Annotated in this window: 20 protein-coding genes and 1 tRNA gene; 11 read left to right on the top strand and 10 right to left on the bottom strand. The window is 47.3% G+C overall.

The genetic code is table 11. The annotated features are described in order from the left end of the window. Positions 1–43: 43 nt before the first annotated feature. Positions 44–505 (bottom strand): Lrp/AsnC family transcriptional regulator, encoded by a 462-nt coding sequence (locus tag C942_RS17690; RefSeq protein WP_007468262.1) that lies wholly within the window; start codon positions 503–505, stop codon positions 44–46. Between the two features lie 170 nt (positions 506–675). Between C942_RS17690 and C942_RS17685 the strand changes: the two genes are divergently transcribed. Further along, on the top strand, positions 676–1,740 hold the full coding sequence (locus tag C942_RS17685) for a PLP-dependent cysteine synthase family protein (RefSeq protein WP_007468260.1): 1,065 nt from the start codon (positions 676–678) through the stop codon (positions 1,738–1,740). A 252-nt stretch (positions 1,741–1,992) separates the two neighbouring features. Further along, positions 1,993–2,691 (top strand): 7-cyano-7-deazaguanine synthase QueC, encoded by a 699-nt coding sequence (gene queC, locus C942_RS17680; RefSeq protein WP_007468259.1) that lies wholly within the window; start codon positions 1,993–1,995, stop codon positions 2,689–2,691. A gap of 112 nt (positions 2,692–2,803) precedes the next feature. On the opposite strand, the gene prmB is transcribed toward queC, so the two are convergent. Then, positions 2,804–3,736, bottom strand: a complete 933-nt coding sequence (gene prmB, locus C942_RS17675) for a 50S ribosomal protein L3 N(5)-glutamine methyltransferase (RefSeq protein ID WP_007468257.1) — start codon at positions 3,734–3,736, stop codon at positions 2,804–2,806. Between the two features lie 56 nt (positions 3,737–3,792). On the opposite strand from prmB, the gene smrB reads away from it, so the two are divergent. Next, positions 3,793–4,326: an endonuclease SmrB gene (gene smrB / locus C942_RS17670; protein ID WP_007468255.1), complete on the top strand. Its 534-nt coding sequence runs from the start codon at positions 3,793–3,795 to the stop codon at positions 4,324–4,326. Between the two features lie 92 nt (positions 4,327–4,418). Here the strand turns inward: smrB and C942_RS17665 are convergent, their stop codons facing one another. Further along, on the bottom strand, positions 4,419–4,781 hold the full coding sequence (locus C942_RS17665) for a hypothetical protein (RefSeq protein WP_007468253.1): 363 nt from the start codon (positions 4,779–4,781) through the stop codon (positions 4,419–4,421). 145 nt (positions 4,782–4,926) lie between these two features. Continuing rightward, positions 4,927–5,400, bottom strand: coding sequence for a phosphohistidine phosphatase SixA (sixA, locus tag C942_RS17660; protein WP_036800936.1), 474 nt, complete (start codon positions 5,398–5,400; stop codon positions 4,927–4,929). Positions 5,401–5,757: 357 nt separating this feature from the next. Between sixA and C942_RS17655 the strand changes: the two genes are divergently transcribed. After that, a complete protein-coding gene (locus C942_RS17655) occupies positions 5,758–8,523 on the top strand; it encodes an insulinase family protein (protein WP_007468250.1) in 2,766 nt (921 codons plus the stop codon). Between the two features lie 694 nt (positions 8,524–9,217). Here C942_RS17655 and fadJ read toward each other — a convergent pair. Continuing rightward, positions 9,218–11,332, bottom strand: a complete 2,115-nt coding sequence (fadJ, locus tag C942_RS17650; protein WP_007468248.1) for a fatty acid oxidation complex subunit alpha FadJ — start codon at positions 11,330–11,332, stop codon at positions 9,218–9,220. Further along, positions 11,332–12,642 carry an acetyl-CoA C-acyltransferase FadI gene (gene fadI, locus C942_RS17645; protein ID WP_007468246.1) on the bottom strand — a complete coding sequence of 437 codons (1,311 nt, stop codon included), beginning with the start codon at positions 12,640–12,642 and terminating at the stop codon, positions 11,332–11,334. The genes fadJ and fadI overlap by 1 nt, the downstream gene beginning before the upstream one ends. Before the next feature lie 562 nt (positions 12,643–13,204). On the opposite strand from fadI, the gene C942_RS17640 reads away from it, so the two are divergent. From C942_RS17640 to C942_RS17620, 5 genes are all read left to right on the top strand, one after another. After that, a complete protein-coding gene (locus tag C942_RS17640; RefSeq protein WP_007468244.1) occupies positions 13,205–13,777 on the top strand; it encodes a sigma-70 family RNA polymerase sigma factor in 573 nt (190 codons plus the stop codon). Beyond that, positions 13,764–14,477 (top strand): DUF3379 domain-containing protein, encoded by a 714-nt coding sequence (locus tag C942_RS17635; RefSeq protein ID WP_007468242.1) that lies wholly within the window; start codon positions 13,764–13,766, stop codon positions 14,475–14,477. Before C942_RS17640 ends, C942_RS17635 begins: the two co-directional genes overlap by 14 nt. A 290-nt stretch (positions 14,478–14,767) precedes the next feature. Beyond that, the gene (locus tag C942_RS17630) at positions 14,768–16,015 is read left to right on the top strand and encodes an outer membrane protein transport protein (RefSeq protein ID WP_007468240.1); all 1,248 of its coding nucleotides are present in this window, start codon (positions 14,768–14,770) and stop codon (positions 16,013–16,015) included. A 347-nt stretch (positions 16,016–16,362) separates the two neighbouring features. Next, complete coding sequence (locus C942_RS17625; protein ID WP_036800955.1) at positions 16,363–17,697, top strand: outer membrane protein transport protein; 1,335 nt, start codon at positions 16,363–16,365, stop codon at positions 17,695–17,697. 208 nt (positions 17,698–17,905) lie between these two features. Then, positions 17,906–18,553 (top strand): trimeric intracellular cation channel family protein, encoded by a 648-nt coding sequence (locus C942_RS17620; protein ID WP_007468236.1) that lies wholly within the window; start codon positions 17,906–17,908, stop codon positions 18,551–18,553. A gap of 125 nt (positions 18,554–18,678) precedes the next feature. Here C942_RS17620 and aroC read toward each other — a convergent pair whose 3' ends face one another. Further along, positions 18,679–19,764: a chorismate synthase gene (gene aroC, locus C942_RS17615; protein WP_007468235.1), complete on the bottom strand. Its 1,086-nt coding sequence runs from the start codon at positions 19,762–19,764 to the stop codon at positions 18,679–18,681. Between the two features lie 73 nt (positions 19,765–19,837). Between aroC and C942_RS25170 the strand changes: the two genes are divergently transcribed. After that, positions 19,838–19,996: a hypothetical protein gene (locus C942_RS25170; protein WP_157372659.1), complete on the top strand. Its 159-nt coding sequence runs from the start codon at positions 19,838–19,840 to the stop codon at positions 19,994–19,996. Here C942_RS25170 and rluF read toward each other — a convergent pair. The 3 genes from rluF to C942_RS17600 form a co-directional block, all read right to left on the bottom strand. Further along, positions 19,991–21,085: a 23S rRNA pseudouridine(2604) synthase RluF gene (rluF, locus tag C942_RS17610; protein WP_007468233.1), complete on the bottom strand. Its 1,095-nt coding sequence runs from the start codon at positions 21,083–21,085 to the stop codon at positions 19,991–19,993. The two genes, C942_RS25170 and rluF, sit on opposite strands and share 6 nt — an antisense overlap. A gap of 185 nt (positions 21,086–21,270) precedes the next feature. Continuing rightward, a complete protein-coding gene (locus tag C942_RS17605; protein WP_007468231.1) occupies positions 21,271–24,408 on the bottom strand; it encodes a multidrug efflux RND transporter permease subunit in 3,138 nt (1,045 codons plus the stop codon). Next, positions 24,408–25,493 carry an efflux RND transporter periplasmic adaptor subunit gene (locus C942_RS17600; protein WP_007468229.1) on the bottom strand — a complete coding sequence of 362 codons (1,086 nt, stop codon included), beginning with the start codon at positions 25,491–25,493 and terminating at the stop codon, positions 24,408–24,410. Before C942_RS17600 ends, C942_RS17605 begins: the two co-directional genes overlap by 1 nt. Positions 25,494–25,782: 289 nt before the next feature. Between C942_RS17600 and C942_RS17595 the strand changes: the two genes are divergently transcribed. Further along, positions 25,783–25,867: transfer RNA gene (locus C942_RS17595), tRNA-Tyr, on the top strand. Positions 25,868–25,969 lie beyond the last annotated feature (102 nt).

Below are 25,969 nucleotides of genomic sequence, written 5' to 3'. Positions count from 1 at the left end.
AGCTCGGCTCCTCTGTTTTCGTTTTCGGAATTTATTGCGACATTTATACTGGCAGAGCGGTCGTATATTTCAGTGGCTCCATTGCAAACGTCGACGTGACATTTGTCAGCCCTTCAATGCTGTTTACCAGCTTCTTATAAAACAGGTCAAACGCAGCCATGTCGGCAACCTGCACCTTCATCATGTAATCGTACTCACCGGCCATACGGTAGAACTCCATCACTTCAGGAAAATCCGATACCGTTTCAACAAAGCTGTGATACCACTCTTTGGAGTGATTACTGGTTTTGATCTGGACGAAGGCTGTAAATGAAAGCCCCAGCTTCACTGGATCTAAAAGTGCGACCCGCTGGCGCAATATCCCGCTCTCTTCCAGCCGTTTAAGTCGCTTCCAGCAAGGAGTGGTGGTCAGGTTTACCGCTTCAGCCAGCTCAGCCAAAGCCAGCGTACCGTCTTGTTGCAGCATGCGCAGTAATGTTCTGTCTGTGCAATCCAGATCAGCCATGATGTTATCCCTTATGATTTATAGGTAGAATTATTTTCTCCATTTTAACGAATCGATAGTAAACAAAGCAAAGCTTTTTCCTCTGGTTGCCGTACCATGCTGACTATAAATGAAACGCAGTCACCAATGATGTGGCCGTCAGTCAGTACAACGATGAGAGAGGAAGAACCATGAAGCATGACTCACAGTGGATTAGCAGTGCGATCCGAAAGATCGAAGCCGATTACCAGCGCTCTGCCGACACCCACCTGATCAAACTGGATCTTCCTTGCCTTGACGGTATCGACATCTACCTTAAAGATGAAAGCACTCACCCGACCGGCAGCCTGAAACATCGCCTGGCACGTTCCCTATTCCTGTATGCCCTGTGTAATGGCTGGATTGATAAGAATACAACCATCATTGAATCCTCATCTGGCAGTACCGCTGTTTCCGAAGCTTACTTTGCCCGCCTGCTCGGCCTGCCATTTATTGCTGTGGTGCCGCGCAAAACGGCCTGCAAGAAAATCGAACAGATTGAATTCTACGGCGGTAAAGCCCACTTCGTTGATAATCCGGCTGAAATTTATGACGAATCCCGCCGTCTTGCCAAAGAGCTCAACGGCCATTACATGGATCAGTTCACTTATGCAGAAAGAGCAACAGACTGGCGCGGTAACAACAATATTGCCAACAGCATTTTTGAACAAATGCAGCTGGAAGAGCATCCGATCCCGAACTGGATCGTGATGAGTCCGGGTACCGGTGGTACATCTGCCACTATCGGCCGTTATATCCGCTATCAAAAGCACGACACCAAGCTGTGCGTGGTCGACCCGGAAAACTCTGTTTTCCACGACTACTTCAAAACCCGTGACACGAGCCTGACCAGCCAAACCAGCAGCCGTATCGAAGGTATTGGTCGCCCACGTGTTGAACCGAGCTTTATCCCGGATGTGGTTGATGAAATGCGCACAATTCCGGATGCAGCCAGCATTGCAACCATCCACTGGTTAGAGAAACTACTGGGGCGTAAAGCCGGCGCGTCAACCGGCACCAACCTATTCGGTGTACTCCAGCTTGCCAGCGAAATGAAAGCCCACGGAGAGAAAGGCTCTATTGTCACCCTGCTCTGCGACAGCGGTGAACGTTACCTGGATACTTATTTTGATTCCCTGTGGGTTGCCGACAATATCGGTGATATCTCCGGGTATCTCGATAAGCTCGCAACTTTTGAGCATACAGGCTCACTCTGAACCCTATTCCTGACTTCTTCTATATTTTGCTACTCATATTGTTATCTTCTTTTGCCGCAACCAGCCTGCGGCTTTTTTCATTTGGCTAACCTTCTGAAACTTTTCTCCGGCGCAGCTCTGCGGTAGCATTGCCTTACCAATAGAGAACTTGCTATTGGCCTATCTCGATTCCATACCAAATATTTATCTGGCGGAACAGATAGTCCCTACCGACTGTTTTTCGGTATGAACACAACACAGGACAACACAAATATGCGTAAAGCCGTAGTCGTTTTCAGTGGCGGCCAAGACTCCACTACCTGCCTGATCCAGGCGATTGCCAACTATGATGAAGTGCACTGCATCACTTTTGATTATGGTCAGCGTCACAAGCTGGAAATCGAAGTGGCAGAATCCATCGCCAAAGAGCAGGGCGTTGCTGCACACAAAGTGATGGATGTCGGCCTACTTAACGAACTGGCTATCAGCTCACTGACCCGCGACAACATTCCGGTTTCCCACGAGTTGCAGGACAATGGCCTGCCAAACTCTTTCGTTCCTGGCCGTAATATTCTGTTCCTGACTCTGGCCGGTATCTACGCCTACCAGATCGGTGCAGAAAGCGTAATCACCGGTGTCTGCGAAACAGATTTTTCAGGCTACCCGGACTGCCGTGACGAGTTCGTGAAATCAATCAACCAGTCGCTGGTACTGGGAATGGATCGTCCGCTGAACATTGAAACGCCACTGATGTGGCTGAACAAAGCAGAAACCTGGGCTCTGGCAGATCAATACAGCAAACTGAATTTTGTTCGCGAGAGAACCCTGACCTGCTATAACGGAGTAATTGGTGACGGCTGTGGTGACTGCCCGTCTTGCGATCTGCGCCGCGCGGGCCTTGAAGATTATCTGAATCATCAGGAAACAGTAATGGCGGCCCTGAAAGCCAAGCAAGCTGAAGGTAATGCCTGATTCGCCAAATTGAAGGCAATATCAGCACTGCTGTCATGAAGTTAAGAGCATGAATACAAAAAAACCGGAGTTCAGACTCCGGTTTTTTTATGGCTTTCAGTCTGTAGAAGACTTAGTCGCGGTACAGTGCGAAATCTTCCGCGCACTCAAGCAGCTGCTCACGAGTCAGCATGAATACACCGTGACCGCCGTTTTCAAATTCGATCCAGGTAAACGGAATATGCGGGTACTGCTCTTCCATATGGATCATTGAGTTGCCAACCTCACAAATAAGCACACCATCTTCTTTCAGATAATCCGGTGCATTAGCAAGGATGCGACGAACCAGCTTCAGACCATCAGTACCAGCAGCCAAACCCAGCTCAGGCTCATGACGGAACTCATCCGGCAGGCTGTCCATGTCTTCCTGGTCAACATACGGTGGGTTTGTCACGATCAGGTCGTACTTATCTTTCGGTACATCACGCAACAAATCAGAGCGAAGCGGGATCACCTGCTGTTCCAAACCGTGATCCTGAATATTCTGCTCTGCAACTTCCAGTGCATCTGTTGAAATATCAACAACATCCACTTCAGCTTCTGGGAAAGCATGAGCACAGGCAATACCGATACAACCACTACCTGTACACAGGTCCATAATGCGGGTCGGACGCTCTTTCAGGAAAGGTTCAAAGTTGTTTTCGATCAGCTCGCCAACCGGAGAACGCGGCACCAGCACACGCTCATCAACAAAGAACTCCATTCCACAGAACCAGGCCTTGTTTGTCAGGTATGCGACTGGCGTACGTTCGTTGATTCGGCGAATTACGCGCTCAACAATACGCAGGCGCTCGCTGCTTGTCAGGCGAGAAAAACGCACTTCTGACGGAATATCCAAAGGAAGATAAAGCGTTGGCAACACCAACTGTACCGCTTCGTCCCACGCATTATCAGTACCGTGACCATAAAAAAGACCTGCAGCATTGAAACGGCTTACCGTCCAACGTAGCATGTCCTGCAATGTATGAAGTTCGTTGACGGCTTCGTCGACAAAAATCTTATCCAAAATAGCCTCCGAATGACGCTACAATACCGCTATAGAGTTGTTGGAATTTCATTGTTATGAATAAAAAAAATTATTCCCTGGAAGAGGACGACCTGGCACTCTTTCAGGATGCGGTTAAGGGCGTAAAAAAGTTGTCGCATGATACCATAATCACGCCGCGTCAACAGAGCTCAAAGCCGAATAAGCCAAAAGTATCGGAAAAAGAAACACAAAATCACGAGTTTTACTTCTCGGACGAATTTGAGCCCCACCTGAATGAGCAGGGACCGATGCAATATGCTCGGACGGGAGTGTCAAAATACGAAGTGAAAAAACTGCGTCGCGGCGTTTATGTACCGGATATGTACTTGGACATGCATGGCATGACGCAAAAGGAAGCAAAGCGCGAACTGGCAGCCATGATTGCTGCCTGCATCAAAGAAAATGTTTCATGTGCCTGTGTGATGCACGGGATCGGCAAACACATTCTGAAGCAAAAAGCGCCGCTTTGGCTGGCTCAACACCCAGATGTACTGGCTTTTCATCAAGCCCCGCTGGAGTTTGGCGGCGATGGTGCTTTGCTGGTATTGATCGAGATTCCCGAGAGATAGAAGGGCGACTTGGCTTCGACAATGTCAGCACCGAGAGACGAGAAATATTAACGAATAATCTCGTCTCTGCGGACTCTCACCCTTCAACAGTATTAGTATGTGTACTTAGCTAGCGAGCCAACGTTCACAACCTGGCCTTCAATAATCAGCCTAACCTCACCACCGTCACAGATCTGCATCCGGGTTTTAACAGCACCTTCACTATAGTAGTGCTCACAGCTTCCGTTACGGGCACTGTCGATACGGGAAAAGATAGTAATACCACCACCGGATGCAAACAGCCCTTGCGGAGCGGCAAAGGTCAGGGTACCGCCAGACTCAGAGATATGCATTTCTTCGCTGAAGCCGTTTGCCCACTTAATCGCACCATTAGCATTAATACTTGGTGAACGTGGTCCCTGAATACACCCGGTCAGTAGAACAGCACAGAAGATAGCAATTAATTTACCTTTCATAGCAGTAACTTATTTATTCTTGATGGATGAATGATACTAAACCTTGCGGTCGCTAAAACCACTAAAGGCGAAAAATGAGTCCTTTATCCAGCACTCAAAACCTTTATCGGCAGCTTCAGCAAATACCTTAACAACTTATCGAAAATTATCCTTCCGGGTTTGCCTGCCACAAAAATTCAGCTTGCTCGCTGTCCGGACAATAATCAATTGCCGCAATCGCAGAAGTTCGGAACATCGGTGGTTGAAGGCCGGGAACCAGTTCAGCGGTCAGGTAGCCGACTAAAGGAAGGTGGGAAACAAGCAATACATTGTCAGGGCGCTCAACTGCAATCATCGATTTTAGATAAGCCGCGACATCTTCAGCATCACCGTAAGGGGTAATGTCATCGACAGTCATCAAGCGTTTTGGCTGAGGAAGCTTATCGGACATAGCCGACCAGGTTTGCTGGGCTCGCAAATAAGGACTAACCCACACCAAATCAATGCCGTCGCTCAACTGACTAGCCAACTGTGAGGCCATTTGTTCAGAATGAACTTCTCCACTCATTGTCAGAGGTCGCTCCTCATCACTAGGAGCGAAATGCTGCGCCTCACCGTGACGCATAATATATATTCGCATATTGCCTATCCAATAATACCGGCCCTCTTGTTGTTTATACGGACCGATGAACACCAAAAGATCTTGCTTAAGGTATGCATTCACCACCACATATATATTCGAATAGGGACCAGAATGAACATCAGGTTTCGAGATATGCTAGCAAGTCCTGCCGACAGTAGATAGCAATTCTGCCGATTCGATTACGGAACCGTGACCGCTGAGACCTATAACATGTCTAAACCAGACACCAGTATCGCCATAAAAACCTACACCTGATAACCATTCGGCTAAGATTTACTGTGGACCATATTATTTGCCACCCTAACTATTGAGCGTCATAATTAGCATAATTTCCTTAGAAAATAGGCCCTTCCTGTGCATAAAAGTCCAAATGACCCAAAACAGTACCGCTACCTGACTTTGGATAACGAGCTCAAAGTTCTGCTGGTACATGATGCCGAGGCCCCCCGCTCTGCCGCAGCATTATCTGTAAACGTTGGCCATTTTGATGATCCTATTGAACGGCAGGGAATGGCCCACTTTCTTGAGCACATGCTTTTCCTAGGGACTGAAAAATACCCTAAAGTCGGTGAGTTTCAGACTTTTATCAACCGCAGCGGCGGCAGTAACAATGCCTGGACCGGCACCGAAAATACCACCTTCTTTTTTGAAGTCAGCCCGCATGCTTTCAATGAAGGGCTTGACCGGTTCGGCCAATTCTTTACCGCGCCATTGTTTAATGAAGAAGCCGTTGACAAAGAGCGCCAGGCAGTCGATTCAGAATACAAGCTGAAAGTGAAAGACGATGTCCGCCGTCTTTATCAAGTGCATAAAGAAACGATTAATCAAGCACACCCATTTTCTAAGTTTTCTGTCGGAGATCTAACAACCCTGGATGATCGAGACGACAAGTCAGTACGCGAAGAACTGCTTGAATTTTATCAAACCCACTATTCAGCCAACCTGATGGCAACGGTGCTGCTCGGACCACAGTCACTTGACGAGCTGGAAGCCTTTGCCCGCACTTACTTCAACCATATTCCAAACCACGGTATCCCTAAAAAGGCCATTCCCGTGCCTTTAGTGGCTAAAGACGAAAAAGCCAAATTCATCACTATCGAGCCTATTAAAGAAGTTCGAAAGCTTACCCTTTCGTTTACCCTGCCTTCGGTTGAAAAATACTATCGTCAGAAACCGCTTTCTTACATTGCTCACCTATTGGGTAACGAAGGCAGCGGCAGTCTGATGTCGATGCTCAAGAGCAAAGGTTGGATCAATACTCTGGCAGCAGGTGGCGGCGTCAGCGGCAGCAACTTCCGTGAGTTTACCGTAGGCCTGAACCTGACACCGAAAAGCTTAGAGCATATCGATGATATTGTAGCCGCGGTATTCCAGTATATTGAGCTGATCAAAAAGCATGGCCTGGATGAATGGCGCTATCAGGAGAAAAAGTCCGTATTGGAGTTGGCCTTCCGCTATCAAGAAAAGAGCCGTCCCCTTGATACTGTCAGCTATTTGGTCATGAACCTATTCCATTATGAACCGGAAGATATTATCTACGGTGATTACATGATGGCCGGGTATGATGAAGCGCTGATCCAAGAACTACTTGATTATCTCACTCCGGACAACATGAGATTGACACTAGTTGCGCAAGGTTTGAAATACGATCGCACAGCTCACTGGTATCACACCCCGTACTCGGTCACTCCTTTATCGGATGAGCAGCTAAAGCGCTGGCACCAACCGGGCGAAGAGCCCGAGCTTCAACTACCGGAAAAAAACCCGTACATTTGTGAGCGACTGGATCCCCACCCACTAAAACCGGATGCCGACCAACCACCAAAGCTCATCCAGGATCTGCCGGGGTTCCGCCTCTGGTACAAACAGGAAGATGAGTTCCGCGTACCTAAAGGGGTGGTTTATGTTGCTATCGACAGCCCGCATGCAGTTGATACACCGCGTAACATCGTCAAGACTCGCCTGTGTGTCGAGATGTTGCTGGATGCTATTAATGAGTCAGCCTACCCCGCAGAAATTGCCGGTATGTCTTACAACCTTTATGCACATCAGGGCGGTGTTACTCTGCAGCTTTCAGGCTTCAGTGAAAAACAACCACTGTTGCTGAAAATGCTGCTGGAACGATTCGCTAACCGTACATTCAGTCCGGAGCGATTCCAGAATATCAAAGCACAAATGCTGCGAAACTGGCGAAATGCCGCCGAAGACAAACCTATCTCTCAGCTATTTAACCACCTGACCGGCCTGTTACAGCCGAATAATCCGTCTTATCCAGTACTCATTGAAGCCCTGGAATCACTTGAAGTTGATGAACTACCGGCATTTGTTGAAGCCATGTTTGCCGAGCTTCATATCGACACCTTTGTTTACGGCAATTGGCTGGAAGAGGAAGCGCTGGAACTGGCAGAGGTCCTAAAAGATGCTTTCCGCGTCACAGATCAACTATATGGTGAATCTCAACGCCCATTAGTACGACTGGGTCAGTCCGGAACCCGCAACTATGAAGTCAACTGTAACCATGCTGACTCAGCGATCCTAATGTACTACCAGTCCCGACAGGCGACTCCTCGTAAGATTGCGATCTACACCCTGGCTAACCACCTGATGTCAACCACCTTTTTCCATGAGCTACGCACCCGCCAGCAACTGGGTTATATGGTCGGAACAGCCAACCTGCCACTCAATCGTCACCCGGGCCTGATCCTGTACATTCAGTCTCCGGTTGCCGCACCGGCACAACTGTCCGAAGCCATTGATGATTTCACCAATGCTTTTGCGCTGGTACTGCTGGAACTTAATGAAGCACAATGGCAAGCCAGCAAACAAGGGCTAATTGCCCAGATATCCGAGCCGGATACCAACCTTCGCACCCGTGCTCAGCGATTCTGGGTCAGCATCGGCAACAAAGACACCGAGTTCAACCAGCGTCAGAAAGTGGTTGAAGAACTGAGAAACCTCAGCCGTGCAGATATGGTGCGATTTCTGGTTGAAGTCATCAAACCACGAACCTCAAACCGCTTGGTCATGCACTGCAAAGGACAAGCTCACAGCAACTTGGAGTCTCTTGATATCGGAGAAGAAATCGAATCCATCGTCGACTTCCAGAAAGACGCCAAATAAACAAAATTCAACCCTGCTTTATACCCGGTAACCTTATTATCGGGTATTTATCCTACTTACCCTTTTTATTCAAAAACTTATAACGAAAACCTCATTATATTCCAAACAAAAAAGTATGCACTGGGCGGCAATAACACTGGCTTCATTGTTATTACAAGTGTCGTTATAAACTGGAAGAAACTGCACAAAAAATGAATAGCACACCATTCCATATAAGGATATCATCCTTACTGACATTCTTATAAATATACGGGCAATTTCGATCAGACTCATCAGCCCTTCAATAACGCCAATACGCCTGTAGAGATTTAACTGAAACAATGAAACAACGTTGCCCACATTGCCAGTCTGCTATCATGGCGCCGGCTTTGAGCCAATACGATAATTACTTTTTATGCCAACATTGCGAATGTGCACTGTCTCACCATGAGGCAGATATTCTGTTATACGCATTGGCCTTCATCGTAATTGGTACGGTAGCACTAATTATATTTTTAAATATTAACGATCTGGTTGCGCTTATCATTTCGATGACAACCTACCACTTAATCCGGCCAAAACTTTTTGAACCCTCTTTTCGTCTGCGGATAGTCGATCGCCAGCAACATAACTAGTAGCAAACTAAATAAGCTATACATGATAAAGGCCCGCAATTGCAGGCCTTTTTACTATATATCTTGCGACTTCAGAGCAATTATAGCGGATAGAAACACTGGTTTTCTTGCGCCATCGCCACCAGCTTCTCACATGGTATAAAGCGCTCGCCATATTTATCGGCATGCTCGTTAAGCAGCTCAACCACTTTGTTAACGCCCAACTGATCCATATAGCGGAAAGGACCCCCCAAGAACGGCGGGAAACCGATACCGAAAATGGCACCAATATCACCGTCACGGGCTGACTTAACGACACCTTCATCCAGACAACGAGCAGCCTCATTCAGCATCATCAACGTACAACGCATCGCCAAATCCAAACCTTCCGCTTTTTTCTCCGGCTCAATATTCAGCAACTTGTAAACGCTCTTATCAACCGTCTTCTTCTTGGTGTTGTAAAGATAGAAACCTTTACCGCTCTTGCGCCCTTTGCGACCATCATTGAGCAGAGTCTCAAACACGTCCGGACCTTTGAAGCGATCACCCAGTTCCCTGACCATGATAGGCATGATCTTGGCTCCGATATCCACCCCAACTTCATCCAGCAAAGTAATAGGGCCGACAGGGAAACCAAAATCAAGCAACGCGTTATCCAGGTGCTCAATAGGTTCACCGCTGAGCAAAGCCGACGCCGCCTCATTCATATAAGGAGCCAGGATACGGTTAACATAGAAACCAGCCTTGTCCCCGACCACGATCGCCGTTTTACCCTGTTTCTTGGCCAATGCCACCACAGTCGCCACCGTCTCAGGTGATGTGCATTCGTGAGGGATAACCTCCACCAACGGCATTTTTTCAACTGGGCTGAAGTAGTGCAGACCAACCACGTTTTCCGGGCGTTCCGCCGCTTCAGCTATCTGATAAATCGGCAGCGAAGAAGTATTGGTTGCGAAGATTGTTTCCGGCTTAGCATTATTTTCAATCTCCTTCACCATCTGATGCTTAAGCTTCAGATCCTCAAATACCGCTTCTATCACCACATCAACAGATTTGAAGCCGGTGTAATCAATCCCACCGGTAATTTGCATCATCTGCTTCTGCAACTGAGCTTTACTGATAATGCGGCGCTTGCGCTTCTTATCCAGTAACTTGAAGTTATAAGCCATAGCGTTCAGCACGCCGTCATTGCTGATATCCTTAACTCTTACCGAATAACCTGCTTTGGTTGCAGTCACATTGCTGATCCCTCCGCCCATCAAGCCGCCGCCAAGCACGCCGACGCTATGGACAGACTTAGGCTCTGCATCCGATCCTGTCTCTTTCTTCATTGCTGTAGTGGCAAAGAAAATACTGCGCAATGCCGCAGACTCAGGTGACATTACCAGCTCACCGAAACGCTTGGCTTCGACTTTCAAGCCTTTTTTCATACCGTTTTGCAGGCCATATTTTATAACCTCCAGAATGGCATCTGCCGCTGGATAATTACCGCGGGTTTTCTCACGGGTTTTCTTCGCAGCCTGATCGAATACCAGTGAGCGACCCAGCGAATTACCACCCAGCGCCCACTCCTGGAAACTGTGCTTGCGCTTCGGCTTTGGTTTCAGCGCCTGTTTCTCGGCAATATCCAATAGGATACTCTGTGGAACAACCTCATCAGCCACGCCAAGTTTTTTCGCTTTCTTCGCACGCAGCTGTTTGCCGGTCAGAATCATATCCAGAGCATTCGCCAGCCCAATCAAACGAGGCAATCGCTGAGTACCACCGGAGCCTGGCAACAGACCTAATTGAACCTCAGGTAAACCCAGACGGGTTTTATCATCATCGGAGCACACACGACTGTGACAAGCTAGTGCCAATTCCATACCACCGCCCAAACAAGGTCCGTGAATCGCAGCAACAACATGAAATGGCAACGCTTCAAGCTCAGCAAACAACTCCTGCCCTTTCGCTGCCAGTTGCTCAGCTTCTTCCGCCGAGTTGCAGGCCGCCAGCATTCGAATATCGGCACCGGCAATAAAATTGTCCGGCTTACCTGAATAAACCACCATACCTTTGATATCAGACTGCTTCTTCAGCTCTGCAAGTACATCTGTCACCTGCTCAGCAAAAGCTGACTGCAGGGTATTCATTTTCTCGTCCGGCACATCGATCTTCAGCCAGGCAACGCCGTTATCACCATAAGATAAGGTAAATGCGGATACTTGTTCGCTCATTATTCTGCCTCCAGGATCATTGCTGCGCCTAAACCACCAGCTGCACAGGCGGTGTTCAATGCAAATCCGCCACCACGACGCTGCAACTCACGCAACGTCTGAGTGATCATTCGGGCACCGGTTGCAGCAAACGGGTGCCCATAAGCAATCGATCCCCCCAACACGTTAAACTTGTCCATATCAATTTCACCGATTGGCTGGCTACGTCCCAACTTTTCTTCAGCGAACTTCTTCGAACCAAACATTTTCACATTCGCCAGCGTCTGTGCAGCAAATGCTTCATGCATGTCGATCAATGTCATATCAGATAAGTTCAAACCGGCTCGTTCAAGTGCGATTGGTGTGGCATAAGACGGCCCCATCAACATATCTTTTTCTACACCGATAGCTGCAAATGCGTAGGAACGGATATAACCCAATGGCTTAAGCCCTAAAGCTTTTGCCCGCCCTTCCCGCATCAGTAATAGCGCGGCGGCACCATCAGTCAACGGTGTTGAGTTAGCCGCCGTAACTGAACCGAACTTGCGGTCAAAGGCCGGGCGCAATTTAGCGTAAGACTCCAGAGTAGAATCTTCGCGGATGTTGTTATCTTTATCGATCCACTGACGGTATGGTTCGGGGAACGCAGTGATGACTTCATCCTGAATAAGACCATCACGCCACGCCTGAGCTGCAAGAGTGTGGGAACGGTGAGCCAGTTCATCCTGCTGCTGACGGGTAATGCCGTGGCTTTTTGCCATCTGCTCAGCCGTCTGCCCCATGCTTAGGCCAGTCGAGTATTCAGCTACAGCGGGCGGCACCGGCATCAAATCTTTCACACTGAGCTTGCTGAGCAGTTTTAAACGCTTACCCATGGTTTTCGCTTTGCTCAATTCCAGCAGTGTAGCAGCAAGCTTTTTCGATACACCGATTGGTAGTACAGATGAGGAATCTGCACCACCAGCAATACCAATATCAATGGTGCCGGAAATGATACTTTCAGCCACGTTGGCGGCCGCCTGAAAACTGGTCGCACACGCTCGGGTAACGCTGTAAGCGTCAGTGCCGATATTCATCCCGGTACCCAATACAATTTCGCGGGCGATATTCGGCGCTTCCGGCATCTGTACAACCTGACCAAATACCACCTGATCAATGATTTGCGGATCAAAGTCGATCTGCTGCATCATTTCATTGACCACCATCTTCCCCATATCCAATGCAGGAACACCATTAAAGGCGGTTGCCTGACGAGCAAAAGGGGTACGTAATCCACTTACAACTGCGATGCGCTCACCCTGACTTGTGGTGAGGTTCTGGAGACGTGTCATCGCTACTCCTTATTATGATTTGCTGGGCACCTTAGGTGCGAGTTTAGAGGTCTGACCACAACAATTGTAATTAATTTGTTATAAATCTCAAACAATTGTTTTAAGTATGTGACTTCACAAGCTTCAAGGCTAAGATCAAAGAAAAACACAAATAATTAATAAGAATAGATATGCAACTGAGGACTTAATTGTGAAATTTAGGCAAAAAAAAACCATACCGATATGGTATGGTTATAATTTATGTGGAATTACATCCACATAAGGTATAAGTCAATTAACATAAAGCCAATTGCAAATCAGGTAAAACCTGATAGGAGAAAGTAAAGTCAGCCTTCAAAAGGAAGTTGTCATCTTGCTCAACAGATAGTAATCAAAAAAACAGACCTGATCCTCAGAACCGAATTGATGCTTACCATCAGATGACGGTAACTACTATAGCTTCCTTACGAAGACAAAATTTGAACCAGATCAATTTTAGTGCTGATAATCCTCTTATTCATGCAATCGCTGAATAAAACAAACGCAAATAAGCAAAGCGATTTCTAATTTGATAGGCAACTATATGATTAAGCAATTTTTTCGTAAGAAAAAGTCAGATGCCTCGGTCTCTGTAGACATGAATAAACAAAGACGTTATGAAGCCCTCGTCCGGGCTTGGCATCGGGACTTGTATCGCTATGCCTACTGGTTGTGCCACGACCCTCATATTGCAGAGGATCTGGTACAGGAAACCTGTTTACGGGCATGGCGCTCTCTCGACAGCCTGCAAGATGACAACGCCGCCAAATCCTGGTTAATAACTATTTTGCGCAGGGAAAATGCGCGTCGATTTGAACGTAAGCAGCTGGATCTGGTTGATATTGATGACTATGCCGTCTCTGATACCAGCCACCAGGGTTCAGAAATGGAGTTGGAACAGCAGATTTTGCACAAGCAGATCATGAAGCTGTCACCTGAATACAGAGAGCCCTTAGTGTTGCAAGTGATGGCTGGATTCAGCGGAGAAGAAATCGCTGAAATTCTTGGCCTGAATCGCAACACAGTAATGACACGCTTGTTCCGTGCCAGAAATCAATTAAAAGAGCAGATAGAGAAACAATCCGATCGGAGGGGCCAACACAATGGACGATCTTGAATTCCGTCGTCGTATCCTGGCAGATCCAAATGACAGCAGCCAGGAAATGCTCGAAGCGAGAAATGAATCGATCGCTAACCGCAAGCTGGCAGATGAACTGTTGCAGCTTGACGCTAAGCTCGAAAAAGTATTGAAGGTCAATGTACCGGACGATCTGGCTGATCGCATTTTATTCCATCAATCCAGCCAGCCAGAACAAAAACGGAACAAAACCCGATTTCATCTTGCTATTGCCGCCTCAGTGGCCTTTGTTTTCGGCTTACTCGTCGGTCAGGTTAACTTCCTGTCGGCCCCAGTTCAAACCAACAGTGACGTGGCTCATGTAGCACTAGAGCACATTTATGCGGAAGCACCTTTTATCGACAATATTGATGAAGCGGTCAGCCTTCAGCAAGTCAATGCAAAACTGAATCCTTTTGGTTCTGAGTTCAACAACCTTCCCGGTCATATTTACTATGTTAACCATTGTGGCTTCGGAAACAAGAATGCACTACACATGGTGATGGCGACCGACGCTGGAAAAGTAACCGTATTTGTAGTGCCTGAACAACGTCCGAATATGACCTCATTCAATGACAATAAAATGCAGGGCGTTGTGATGCCACTTAGGAATGCGAGCCTGATTGTTGTCGGTGAAAAAGGTCAAAATATCGCCCCTGTCGCCAAGCGTTTGGAATCTGAGCTAAATTGGGAAATTTAACAATCTCACATAAAAACCCTGCGATCATTGGTAAAACCAATACCAATGATCGCTTTGATTTTTCATAAAAATAAAACAATTCAAATTGTTACTCACGTTGCATAACACGCTTTTTATTACCTCTTCTAACGCTATTCCTTCATTAGGCTGCCAATTAAGTTATTAACTTAGCGATTACAAGCAATAAGTTAGTAACTGGTCTGATTTGATACGTCAGGCTGCACCAATACAATCTGCTTCCTCTGCAAAAAAGCAGAAGATTAATACCTATTTTAGGAATAACAATAAATATGAATAAGAAGCGTCTGTTTACACAATCAGTGGTTGCTGTAGCAATCACCATGGCATCTCAACAAGCACTGGCTGCTGGCTTCCAACTTAACGCACAATCTGCAACCGGCCTTGGCCGTGCATTTGCAGGTGATGCAGTTATCGCTGACAACGCATCAGCAATGGCACGTAACGCAGCGGCAATGTCACTGTTTGACGCACCGGCAATGTCACTGGGTATCAACGTTATTGATACTGATATCCAGGTTAAAAATATTCAATATAAAGCAGGCCCTGTAACGGCACCTTTAGGTGATGAGCAAATCGGTGATACCTCATACGCGCCAAACTTTTATTACATCCACCCAATCAATGACAAATGGGCTGTTGGAGCTGGTGTTTACTCTAACTTCGGTACCAAAACTGAATTCAGTGACAGTTTTATGGCCAACGAATTTGGCGGTACAACCGATGTTAAAAGCGTAAACTTTGCCCTGAGCACTTCTTACCGTATCAACGAAGAATGGAGTGTTGGTGGTGGCCTAGACGTGATCTACGGTCATGGCAAACTTAAGCGTACCAACAAAAACATTGAAGCACTCATCGAAGGCCAAAGTCAGGGCACACTTAAAGGTCCTCTTGCAGATGTTGATGCCGATGGCTTTGCATTTGGCTGGAACCTAGGTACTGTTTATGAGTACAACGAAAACAACCGCTTCGGCCTGTCTTACCGCTATAGCCCGGAGCTAGAAGCTGAAGGTGATATGCACTACCAGTTAGGCGGCGGCAATATCAGCAGTGAAAAACTGAAAATGCCTCTACCAGATATGGCTGAATTCTCAGGCTTCCACAAACTGAATGATAAATTTGCCATTCACTATAGTGTTCAGTGGATCGGCTGGAGCGAATTCGACAAACTAGAAACAACTGGTGGCAACGAACTAAACTCTTACAAGTGGCAGGACGGCTGGCACTACGCAATCGGTGGTACCTACTACCTGAACAAAGACTGGACACTTCGTACTGGTTACATGTACGACACCAGCGCTCAGGATGAAGTTACATCCATTTCAGTTCCAGACTCCGATCGCCAGTGGTTCTCTGGTGGTTTCACTTACCATATCGATTCAAAATCAAACATTGATGTTGGTGTGACTTACCTTCTGGGTGAAGATGTTAACGTTGTTGAAACTAAGCTTACATCGGTAAAAGCAACAACCCGTGCTAACGCATGGCTATACGGTATTCAGTACAGCCGTTCGTTCTAATTCAGCGAATAAAGCTTTTTCATCACACAAAAAGGGGACCAAACGGTTCCCTTTTTTTATAATTATTATTTTTCAATAACTTAAGTTTATCAAGGCAAGCGTTCTCCCACTCTATTACTAATTTCAGTGAACACTCCGTCGCTGAAAGTGCCATATCAGTACACAAGTGTACGCCGAAATCTCATCCGACCAGATTGCATTGATTGTTTTTTACCATATATATAGCTAGCAATAATCACAACAACAAAATTATCAACTTTATCATTGGTGTGAACAAAGATTTGCTTAAAGCTTTTACTCTAAGGCGTATGATTCGCGGCATTAAATTTCAGCGAACATTAAGACTGATGAACAAGAACAAAATTACTCTATCTTTGGCTGCAGCAGTAACTCTGGGCCTGAGCACTAACGCAATGGCAGCAGGTTTCCAGCTTGCTGAGTACTCTGCAACAGGCCTTGGCCGCGCATTTGCCGGTGAAGCAGCAATGGCTGACAATGCCAGTGCACAATTCCGTAACCCGGCTATGATGACTTACCTTGAAGGCACCCAGATCTCTACCGGTGCTATCTACGTTGATCCGAATATCGACGTTAAGGGCCAAGTCAAAATGGGCCCAGCGTCATCCCAAACAGAAAGCAACGACATTGCAAACTCAGCAGTAATTCCAAACTTCTACCTATCTCATCAAATCAATGAGCAATGGGTTGCCGGCTTGGCGATTGCAACCAACTTTGGTATGGAAACCGACCTGGGTTCGGATTTTTACGGTTCACTATTTGGCAATCAGGCTATGGTTAAGTCTGTCGAGATTAACCCTAACCTTGCTTATAAAATCAACGATGAGTTCAGCATCGGCGGTGGTGTTCGCTATGTAATGGGCGAAGGTCACTTTGGCGCATCAATGCCAAATCAGCTACCACCACAATTTGCAGGCCTTTTACAGAAACTTCAGCAACAGCACCTCATCAGCCCTGAAGCAGCAAAACAGCTTGGTCAACTTCAAGGTAAAAACCTAAAATACATGGAAGGAGAAGATCAGGCATGGGGCTGGCAGCTAGGTGCTGCTTGGCAAATAAACCCGGACCACCGTGTTGGTATGAACTACCGCTCAGAAGTCAACTTCAACTTAGAAGGTACAGCTTCAGGTGCATTATATGGTAATCGCTACCCAGGTAGCATGAAACTGACACTGCCTGCTACAGCAGAAATTGCCAGCTACCACCAGTTAACAGAAAAACTAGCGATGCATGCTAGCTTCAACTGGACTGACTGGAGCAGCTTCGAAAAACTGGTTGCAGTTATTCCGGGCCACCCAGATAGCCCTGATACTATCAAGGTGGAAAACTGGAAAGACAACTACCGCCTTGCTGTAGGTACAACTTACCAGCTTAATAACAAACTGGCACTACGCTCTGGTGTAGCCTACGATACTTCAGCAGTTGATGAGCAATACCGCACACAAACCATCCCAGAAACTGACCGTCTATGGTTGAGCCTGGGTGCAGGTTATGCGTGGTCGGAAAACCTGACTTTCGATGCTGGCTTTACTTACATTTTTGCTAAAGATGCAAAAATGCAAGAAACCGAAACACTTCAATCCATTCCAGCACCAATCTCTTTTGAAGGCGAAACCACTGGTAACGTTTGGCTGGTTGGTGTTCAGGCAAGCTACCGTTTCTAAACCGGTATAGAATATTTAGCATGCTAAAGCGCTGACTTTTAGCAACTAAATTAAAAGGGAGTGCATTACTATGCACTCCCTTTTTTACATGCTCCTATACATGAACTAAATTCATCTATAACGAAAAACTTTTCATTCGACGCTGCATACTCTGCTACTTAAAATCGCAGCCTCTCTTGCATTCTTTAGTATTTCATCAAGTTATCTCATGCTTTTAACAACACTTTATATTATCGGCATTACAGCCGAAGCGATGACCGGTGCTCTGGCTGCAGGCAAGCGTCATATGGATTGGTTCGGCGTGATGTTGGTTGCCAGTGCTACAGCGATTGGCGGCGGTACGGTACGTGATATTTTGTTAGGTCATTACCCCCTGGGCTGGGTCGCACACCCGCAATACCTAGTGATTACCTGCCTGGCGGGTCTGTTTACCACGATTGTGGCCCCAATGGTTGTCCGTTTCCATAAAGTGTTTGTCTTACTTGATTCACTAGGATTAATTGTTTTCAGTATTATCGGTTGCCGAGTTGCAATGGATATGAACCTACCGGTTCTAATCTGTATTGTTGCAGCAGTTGTGACTGGTGTTTTTGGTGGCCTGCTTCGCGATCTGATCTGCCGTCGTCCTCCAATGGTGCTGCATAAAGAACTTTATGCATCAGTTGCATTCATGGCTGGCGGTATGTACTACGGCATGCTTTACCTGAGCATTCCGGAAACTATCACCACCATTACAACACTGGTAGTTGGCTTTTTCGTCCGTGTTGCCGCGGTACAATATGGTTGGAGCCTGCCGGTATTTCGGTTCGATGAAATCGAAAACAACGAACCTAAAAAAGCAGAGTCGAATTCATAGTAAAAAACCACCTACTGAAGTAGGTGGTTTAGAGCTGGAAACAAGAAAGCGAGGGCCAAAAGGCTCTCGCTTTTTTCATCTCATAACTTAACTAAGAAATAACTGCCTCTTTGTTATTTCCTAAATCAAATTTTTGGGGTTTCCGTTATCACATCAGCATTCTGTCCGCGATGACGAAGCAGGTGATCCATCAGAGTAATCGCTAACATTGCTTCTGCTATCGGCACGGCACGGATACCCACGCAAGGGTCGTGACGCCCTTTCGTAATCACCTCTGCACTTTCTCCTTGACGAGTAATTGTCTCTCCAGGAACAGTAATACTGGAGGTTGGTTTGAGCGCCATATGTGCCACAATATCCTGACCGGAAGAGATCCCGCCTAAAATGCCACCAGCATGGTTTGATTTGAAACCTTCTGGCGTCATCTCATCGCGGTGCTGGCTACCACGCTGATTAACCACGTCAAAACCGTCACCAATTTCAACTCCTTTCACCGCATTAATACTCATCAGCGAATGCGCAATATCAGCATCAAGGCGATCAAATACCGGCTCACCCAGTCCGACAGGGACATTACGAGCAACGACTGTCAGCTTCGCACCAATAGAATCGCCGTCTTTCTTCAACTGACGGATCAACTCATCAAAAGCCTCAACTTTATCAGCATCCGGACAGAAAAACGCATTCTGTTCAATCTGATCCCAGTCGACCTTATCAACCGTCACATCTCCCATCTGGGAAAGGTAAGCGCGCACTTCAATACCGTGAACCTGCTGGAGGTATTTCTTGGCTACCGCCCCGGCAGCTACTCGCATAGCGGTCTCTCGGGCTGATGAACGACCGCCTCCCCGGTAATCACGGATACCATACTTCTGATGATAGGTATAATCGGCATGGCCCGGACGGAAGAGATCTTTGATATTAGAATAATCTTTAGAACGCTGATCGGTGTTCTCAATCAGCAAACCAATTGAAGTCCCGGTAGTTTTACCTTCAAACACCCCAGACAAAATTTTCACCTCATCCGGTTCACGACGTTGGGTTGTGTATTTGGATGTTCCCGGACGTCGACGGTCCAGATCGTGCTGCATGTCCGTTTCTGTCAGCTCTAATCCCGGCGGGCATCCGTCAATAATGCAACCAAGAGCCAGCCCATGACTTTCACCAAATGTCGTGACGCGAAACAGTTGTCCAATCGTATTGCCTGCCATTACTTCCCCTGTGCTTTCTGAAATCTGTTTAACCCGCCATTACTTTCGGCTTGATCTAGTTGATGAATACATAGTGCAAATTCGTCGCTACGAATGCAAGCAAGGAATAGGTAATAGCAAAACATGGGAGAAACAACATAAAAAAACACCCATTACCGTTCATTCGGCAATGGGTGTCTTAGTAACCGGTAATGCGGGCTATGCTAAAACAGAAACGAAAGACGAATTATGACTCTTTCTTCGATTTCCACTTCTTAATGCCGCTAGAACTGCCTGAGCGAGAACCATCTGACTTAGGACCACGAGAGAATTCATTCTCCTGACCCGGCTTGCGATGGCTCGACTTATAACCACGATTCGGACGAGAGCCTCGACGGTCATCAGAGCGTGAATCATCACGGCTGTCCGGACGGCGTTTACGGTTAAACTCGCCCTTGCCTTTATAGGTCTTGTATTTAACTTTTCCGTTATCGCAGTCTTCTTTATCGCTCTGGCGGCTATCATACAGCTTGGCATCGGTTGCTTTCTTGATGGCACGACCAGTACCGTCAACACGCGAAGCATCCTCATCATTACTTGATTCAGCTACCAGGCTTTGAATTTCAGCAATCTCGGCATCGGTCAGGTAACGCCATTTACCATTCGGCAGACCGTCGATGCTGATGTTCATGATACGTACACGACGCAGTTTAAATACATCATAGCCCAGTGCTTCACACATACGGCGGATCTGACGGTTCAGGCCCTGAGTCAGGACGATACGGAACGAATAGTTCGTTTCCTTCGTCACCTTACAAGGTAAGGTAACAGTATCCAGAATTTCAACACCGGAAGCCATTTTATCCAGGAATTCCTGGGTAATTTGCTTATCAACACGTACCACGTATTCCTTCTCGTGCGAGTTACCAGCACGCAGGATCTTGTTAACGATGTCTCCGTCATTGGTCAGGAAAATCAAACCGTCAGAAGGTTTGTCCAAACGACCAATCGGGAAAATACGCTTGCGGTGACCGATAAAGTCAACAATGTTGTCTTTAACGTGACGCTCTGTGGTACAGGTAATACCGGTTGGTTTATTCAAGGCGATATAAATCGGCTTTTCCTTGGCACGCAGCGGCTTATCGTCCACCAGCACTTCGTCATCCGGCTGAACTTTCACCCCCATTTCCGGTAGTTGACCGTTAATGGTGACTCGTCCCTGCTCAATAAGTTTGTCTGCTTCACGACGTGAGCAGTAGCCGGTATCACTGATAAATTTATTTAGTCGAACTGCTTTAGGCTGATTTTGGTCAGCAGCATTCTGAGGCTGGTTCTGAGACATGGTTCTCTTCTTTAAATAGGCGTTTCGCAACGCATCCAAGGACATGAAATTTTCAATAGCGGTCAATTCTACCAATCCCGGTGACAACAAGAAAATAAATATTGCGTGCTACTGTGGCTGAAAAAGAAAATCAACAAAAAAGCCGCCCAACTGGACGGCTTTGTTTCAAACATGAGCAATACCTATCAGCTTTCTACGACAGGAACCGGTTCATCTTTATCAAGTGAGCTTTTGTGCTCATGCCTTAGCGCTTTTTCCAGCTGCTCTGCGACATAACCCGGTGATGCGGTCTTCGCTGATACAAGTCGGTACATTGCAGGAATAACCAGCAAGGTAACGAAAGTGGCAAACGCCATACCGAAGAACACAACTGTCCCCACCGCAATCCGGCTTTCTGAACCGGCCCCGGTTGAAAAGATCAGCGGAACCGAGCCAAATAAAGTGGTAAATGCCGTCATCAGGATCGGGCGCAAACGTCGCTCTGAAGCTTCGATAATTGCCTGTTCAAAGGCAACGCCTTTATCCCTTAGCTGATTAGCAAACTCGACAATCAGGATTCCGTTTTTGGTTACCATTCCGATCAGCATGATCATTCCGATTTGACTGAAGATATTCAGACTCTGATTCAGGAGCAGCAAACCAGCCAAACCGCCAAATACCCCCATTGGCACTGTCAGCATGACAACCATAGGGTTAATGAAGCTCTCAAACTGCGCTGCCAGCACCAGGTAAGCAACCAACAAAGCAAGACCAAACACCAACAAAATGCTGCTCTGGTTTTCCCGGAAGTCTTTCGACTCTCCGGCATAATCAATAACGATATCGCTCGGCAGCATTTCCAATGCTTGGGCATCCAGGAAATCCAAAGCCTCACCTAAGGTATAACCGGGAACCAGGTTCGCTTTCAGCTTGATCGATTTCTGTTTCTGATTGTGGCTCAGTTTCTGCGCTGAGGCGATTTCTTCTACATCAGCAACAGATTCAAGGGTGATCAGTTGACCGGACTTTGTCCGAACATAGATCTGACTCAGATCAGTCGCGTTGTTGAAGCTGTTTTCATCACCGCGCAGATAAACATCATATTCTTCACCGCGATCAACAAAGGTTGTCTCACTGCGCCCACCCAGCATGATCTCCAGTGTTTCAGCAATATCAGCCACCGGAATACCCAGCTCTGCCGCACGCTGGCGGTTTACGGTTACCACCAGCTCAGGTGTCGTTTCAGCATAATCAAGATCCGCGCCCTCCATCATAGGACTGTCTTCAGCAATCTCTTTCAGCCTGGTTGCCCACTGGAACAGCTCATCATAATCCGCACCGTTCAGTACGAACTGAATCGGCTCAGATGAACCTCCGCGAAAGCCCGGCATAAACGGCCATACCTTGATATCAGGGATCCCTTGGAGCGCCTTGCGCACCATACCCAATGCGTCAGCTGCACTGACATCCCGGTCTTCCCAGTTTTCCAACTGCATGATCACAAATCCGGTCTGGTCACCAGCTCTGCCGCCGAAAGCAGGCGTTTCGATAGAAACCGACTTAATCACACCTTTACCGACCATCGGCAACAAACGGCTTTCAACCTCTTCAATATTGCCAACCATCCGGTTATAACTGGTTCCCTCGGCACCTTTTACAAATGCAAAGATCACCCCGCGATCTTCCTGCGGAGCCAACTGAGAAGGGACTGTTTTCATCAACACGGCACTTAAGCCGATAAAGGCCACAATAATCAAAGGAGCAACATAACGGTATCGCACCGAATACATTACCAACTTACGATAGTGGGCTTCCAGTCGGGCAAACATGCGATCTACACACTGGTTGAAGCGCCCCGGCTTGACGTTGGCTTTAAGCAGTTTACTTCCCAGTACCGGACTTAATGTCAGCGCTACAATGGATGAGAAGATCACAGATACTGCCAGCAAAACAGAAAACTCAGTAAACAGCGGGCCGACCATGCCGTCCATAAAGGAGATCGGCAGGAAGACCATGACCAACACAACGGTTGTTGCTACAACGGCAAAGCCGACTTCACGAGTTCCTTTATAAGCAGCCAGCAATGGTGATTCGCCTCGCTCGATATGATGGTAGATGTTTTCCACCACCACGATGGCATCATCGACTACCAGCCCGATAGCCAGAATCAATGCCATCAGGGTCAGCAAGTTAATGGAAAAACCTAAGAAGTAGGCCACCATAAATGCTGAGATCAAAGAAACAGGAACAGTTACCGCAGGGATCAGAGTTGCCCGGGCCTGACCGATAAAAATATACAGCACCAATACAACCAGCAGGCCGGTAATAAACAACGTGCTGTAGACCTCACTAATCGAACGGTCGATAAATACCGTCGAATCATAATCCACGTAAAGCGATGTCCCTTCCGGAATAAACCGCTGCATTCGCTCAACTTCGGCGTAAACCTCCTGCGCCACATTCAGCGGGTTGGCATCTGTCATGGTTACAATGCCAAGACTCAGATTTGAGATACCGTTATTTTTAAAGGTCGCATTCTCGTTCTGCGCCCCGATAGCAACATCCGCAACATCTTTCAGGTAGATAGGCGAACCATCAGCCGCAGTGCGGATCACCAGATAAGCAAAGTCATCGGCTGTGCGATACAGGCGGGCGGTACGAACGGACATTGTCGTCGTATCATTACGTACTTCACCACCCGGCAGTTCGACGTTCTCATCACGCAGGGCATCAACAATGTCTTTAGTCGTAACACCTCGTCCGGCCATCTGCTCCGGTTTCAGCTTTACATACATAACCTTATACAAGGCACCGTTAAGCTGAACCGAACTGACACCGCTGATCAGGCTGAACCTGTCCATCAGCACCCGCTCGGCATAATCCGTCAGCTGGGTACGATCCATGGTGCTGGAAGCAAGGTTGACATAAACCGCCGGTTCACCGGAGCCATTGTCTTTAGATACCACCGGCTCATCCGCTTCATCCGGCAAACGACGCTGTGCCCTAGCCACGGCATCACGGATATCACTGACCCCTTCGGTCAGGTTCCAGCCCATCTCAAATTCAACGGTGATCCGTGACATTCCGTTACGGGTCACCGAAGTAATACTGTCGATACCACTGATCCCTGACAGCTCATCTTCAAGTAAAGTGGTAATCCGGCTTTCCATAATGGTGGCCGACGCCCCTTCATACGTTGTCATTACGGTCACCACCGGATTTTCTACATCCGGCATTTCCCGCACCGTCAACTTAGTAAAGGAAACCAAGCCAAACACACACAACAGCAAGCTGAGAACAATTGCGACAACCGGGCGTTTAACTGAAACATCAGATAACCACATCAGGCTCTGCCTCCAGCAGTCTGTCCCTGACTGACCGTAACGTCACTGACTTTAACGCCGTCACGCATATTCACCAGCCCCTGAACAACAATCCGATCACCAATATTGATCCCTGACTCAATCACCACTTCATTCTCAACCCGAGCACCCAATTTCACTTCTGTACGATGGGCTACCCCTTGTTCATCAACTAAGTAAACAAATCGCTTAGTACCAGAATATTCCAGCGCCTGAACCGGAATAAGGGCAGAATTTTGCGGCTGGAAGGCAATATTGGCCGCCATCAGCATGCCCGGCTTGAGTTTTCCTTCTACATTCTGGAAATTCACCCGAACTTTAATGTTTAGGGAGTCCGCCTGAACACGTGAGTCTATCGCCTGAATTTCACCGTTGAATGCCTGCCCCGGCCAGGCTTTGCTGGTCGCAGATACCGCCATACCCTCTTTTAAGTAAGAGATATATTGCTCCGGAACCTGAATATCCAGACGCATAGATGAAAGATCATCGAGGGAAAACAGTTCATTACCGACTGTCAGCATCTGGCCTTTGCTAAAATCAATCAGTCCGACAATACCGGCAAAAGGCGCAGAAATAGCATGATCATCAAGTTCGGCTTTCGCCGCTTTCAGGCGCGCTTCCGCAATATTGACACTGGCCAGCTGGGCATCAATTTCCGTCTGGGTAATCGCACCACGACCAGCCAGGCGTTGATATTCAGTATATTTACGTTTCTCGTCATTCAGGTAAGCCTGCGCTTCTTCAAACGCAGCACGCGCTTTGGCATCATCCAGCTGAACCAGCAACTCACCACCTTCTACCTTGCTGTTGACACCAGCAACCACCTTTTCAACTTTGGCTGCAACCTGTGTCGCTATCATTACCGAACGCTGAGCATCTAGTTTTCCGACCAGAGACAGGGATCGCGCAATAGGATGAGAGGCCACTTCACCGGTTGTCACCGGGATCTGACGCCCTATTCCCAGAGGCATTTTCGCTTCCGCAGCCTGGGAGGTACCCTGAAAATAGAAAAATCCGCCGCCGGATAAGGCAGCAGTCACCAAAACTGCAACAAGGATTTTTTTCATGATTAAAACCGCTTAAGAAATACTGCGTAGATCATATCGAAAGCAAAGTGGAAACGGCGTAAAGAAGTGTAAAGTTAAGCAAGATTCCGTTTATATCCTCTGTTTACGTCCGGAAATAGAATAAGAAGTGAGAAATTTCGAAAATCTAAGTCAAGAATATAAAGGGGAAAATTCACCGTTTATGCCCTGACCAACGGCAATATGACGAAAATAGCAGCACACAAACAAGTTTTAGCAGGAAAAGGGTTTACAGACCCTCAATGTTTGCTATTATCCGCACCGCACTTGTGGAGGGGTTCCCGAGTGGCCAAAGGGAGCAGACTGTAAATCTGCCGGCTCCGCCTTCGATGGTTCGAATCCGTCCCCCTCCACCATCATTCTTGAAAGATGTTCCTGATTTGTTGTATCGTACGTCTTTCCTGCTAAAACGATGTAAGCTTTTAGCAAACAAAATTTGTGGAGGGGTTCCCGAGTGG

This window comes from Photobacterium marinum (assembly GCF_000331515.1).
GTDB classification, from domain to species: Bacteria; Pseudomonadota; Gammaproteobacteria; order Enterobacterales; family Vibrionaceae; genus Photobacterium; species Photobacterium marinum.
This window is presented reverse-complemented; position numbering and strand designations above follow the sequence as displayed.

Bases quoted from the DNA above. Each gene is read 5' to 3' on its own strand.
- C942_RS17690 (WP_007468262.1), bottom strand. From the start codon at position 505: ATGGCTGATCTGGATTGCACAGACAGAACATTACTGCGCATGCTGCAA.
- C942_RS17685 (WP_007468260.1), top strand. From the start codon at position 676: ATGAAGCATGACTCACAGTGGATTAGCAGTGCGATCCGAAAGATCGAA.
- queC (WP_007468259.1), top strand. From the start codon at position 1,993: ATGCGTAAAGCCGTAGTCGTTTTCAGTGGCGGCCAAGACTCCACTACC.
- smrB (WP_007468255.1), top strand. From the start codon at position 3,793: ATGAATAAAAAAAATTATTCCCTGGAAGAGGACGACCTGGCACTCTTT.
- C942_RS17665 (WP_007468253.1), bottom strand. From the start codon at position 4,781: ATGAAAGGTAAATTAATTGCTATCTTCTGTGCTGTTCTACTGACCGGG.
- sixA (WP_036800936.1), bottom strand. From the start codon at position 5,400: ATGCGAATATATATTATGCGTCACGGTGAGGCGCAGCATTTCGCTCCT.
- fadJ (WP_007468248.1), bottom strand. From the start codon at position 11,332: ATGAGCGAACAAGTATCCGCATTTACCTTATCTTATGGTGATAACGGC.
- fadI (WP_007468246.1), bottom strand. From the start codon at position 12,642: ATGACACGTCTCCAGAACCTCACCACAAGTCAGGGTGAGCGCATCGCA.
- C942_RS17640 (WP_007468244.1), top strand. From the start codon at position 13,205: ATGATTAAGCAATTTTTTCGTAAGAAAAAGTCAGATGCCTCGGTCTCT.
- C942_RS17635 (WP_007468242.1), top strand. From the start codon at position 13,764: ATGGACGATCTTGAATTCCGTCGTCGTATCCTGGCAGATCCAAATGAC.
- C942_RS17630 (WP_007468240.1), top strand. From the start codon at position 14,768: ATGAATAAGAAGCGTCTGTTTACACAATCAGTGGTTGCTGTAGCAATC.
- C942_RS17625 (WP_036800955.1), top strand. From the start codon at position 16,363: ATGAACAAGAACAAAATTACTCTATCTTTGGCTGCAGCAGTAACTCTG.
- C942_RS17620 (WP_007468236.1), top strand. From the start codon at position 17,906: ATGCTTTTAACAACACTTTATATTATCGGCATTACAGCCGAAGCGATG.
- aroC (WP_007468235.1), bottom strand. From the start codon at position 19,764: ATGGCAGGCAATACGATTGGACAACTGTTTCGCGTCACGACATTTGGT.
- rluF (WP_007468233.1), bottom strand. From the start codon at position 21,085: ATGTCTCAGAACCAGCCTCAGAATGCTGCTGACCAAAATCAGCCTAAA.
- C942_RS17605 (WP_007468231.1), bottom strand. From the start codon at position 24,408: ATGTGGTTATCTGATGTTTCAGTTAAACGCCCGGTTGTCGCAATTGTT.
- C942_RS17600 (WP_007468229.1), bottom strand. From the start codon at position 25,493: ATGAAAAAAATCCTTGTTGCAGTTTTGGTGACTGCTGCCTTATCCGGC.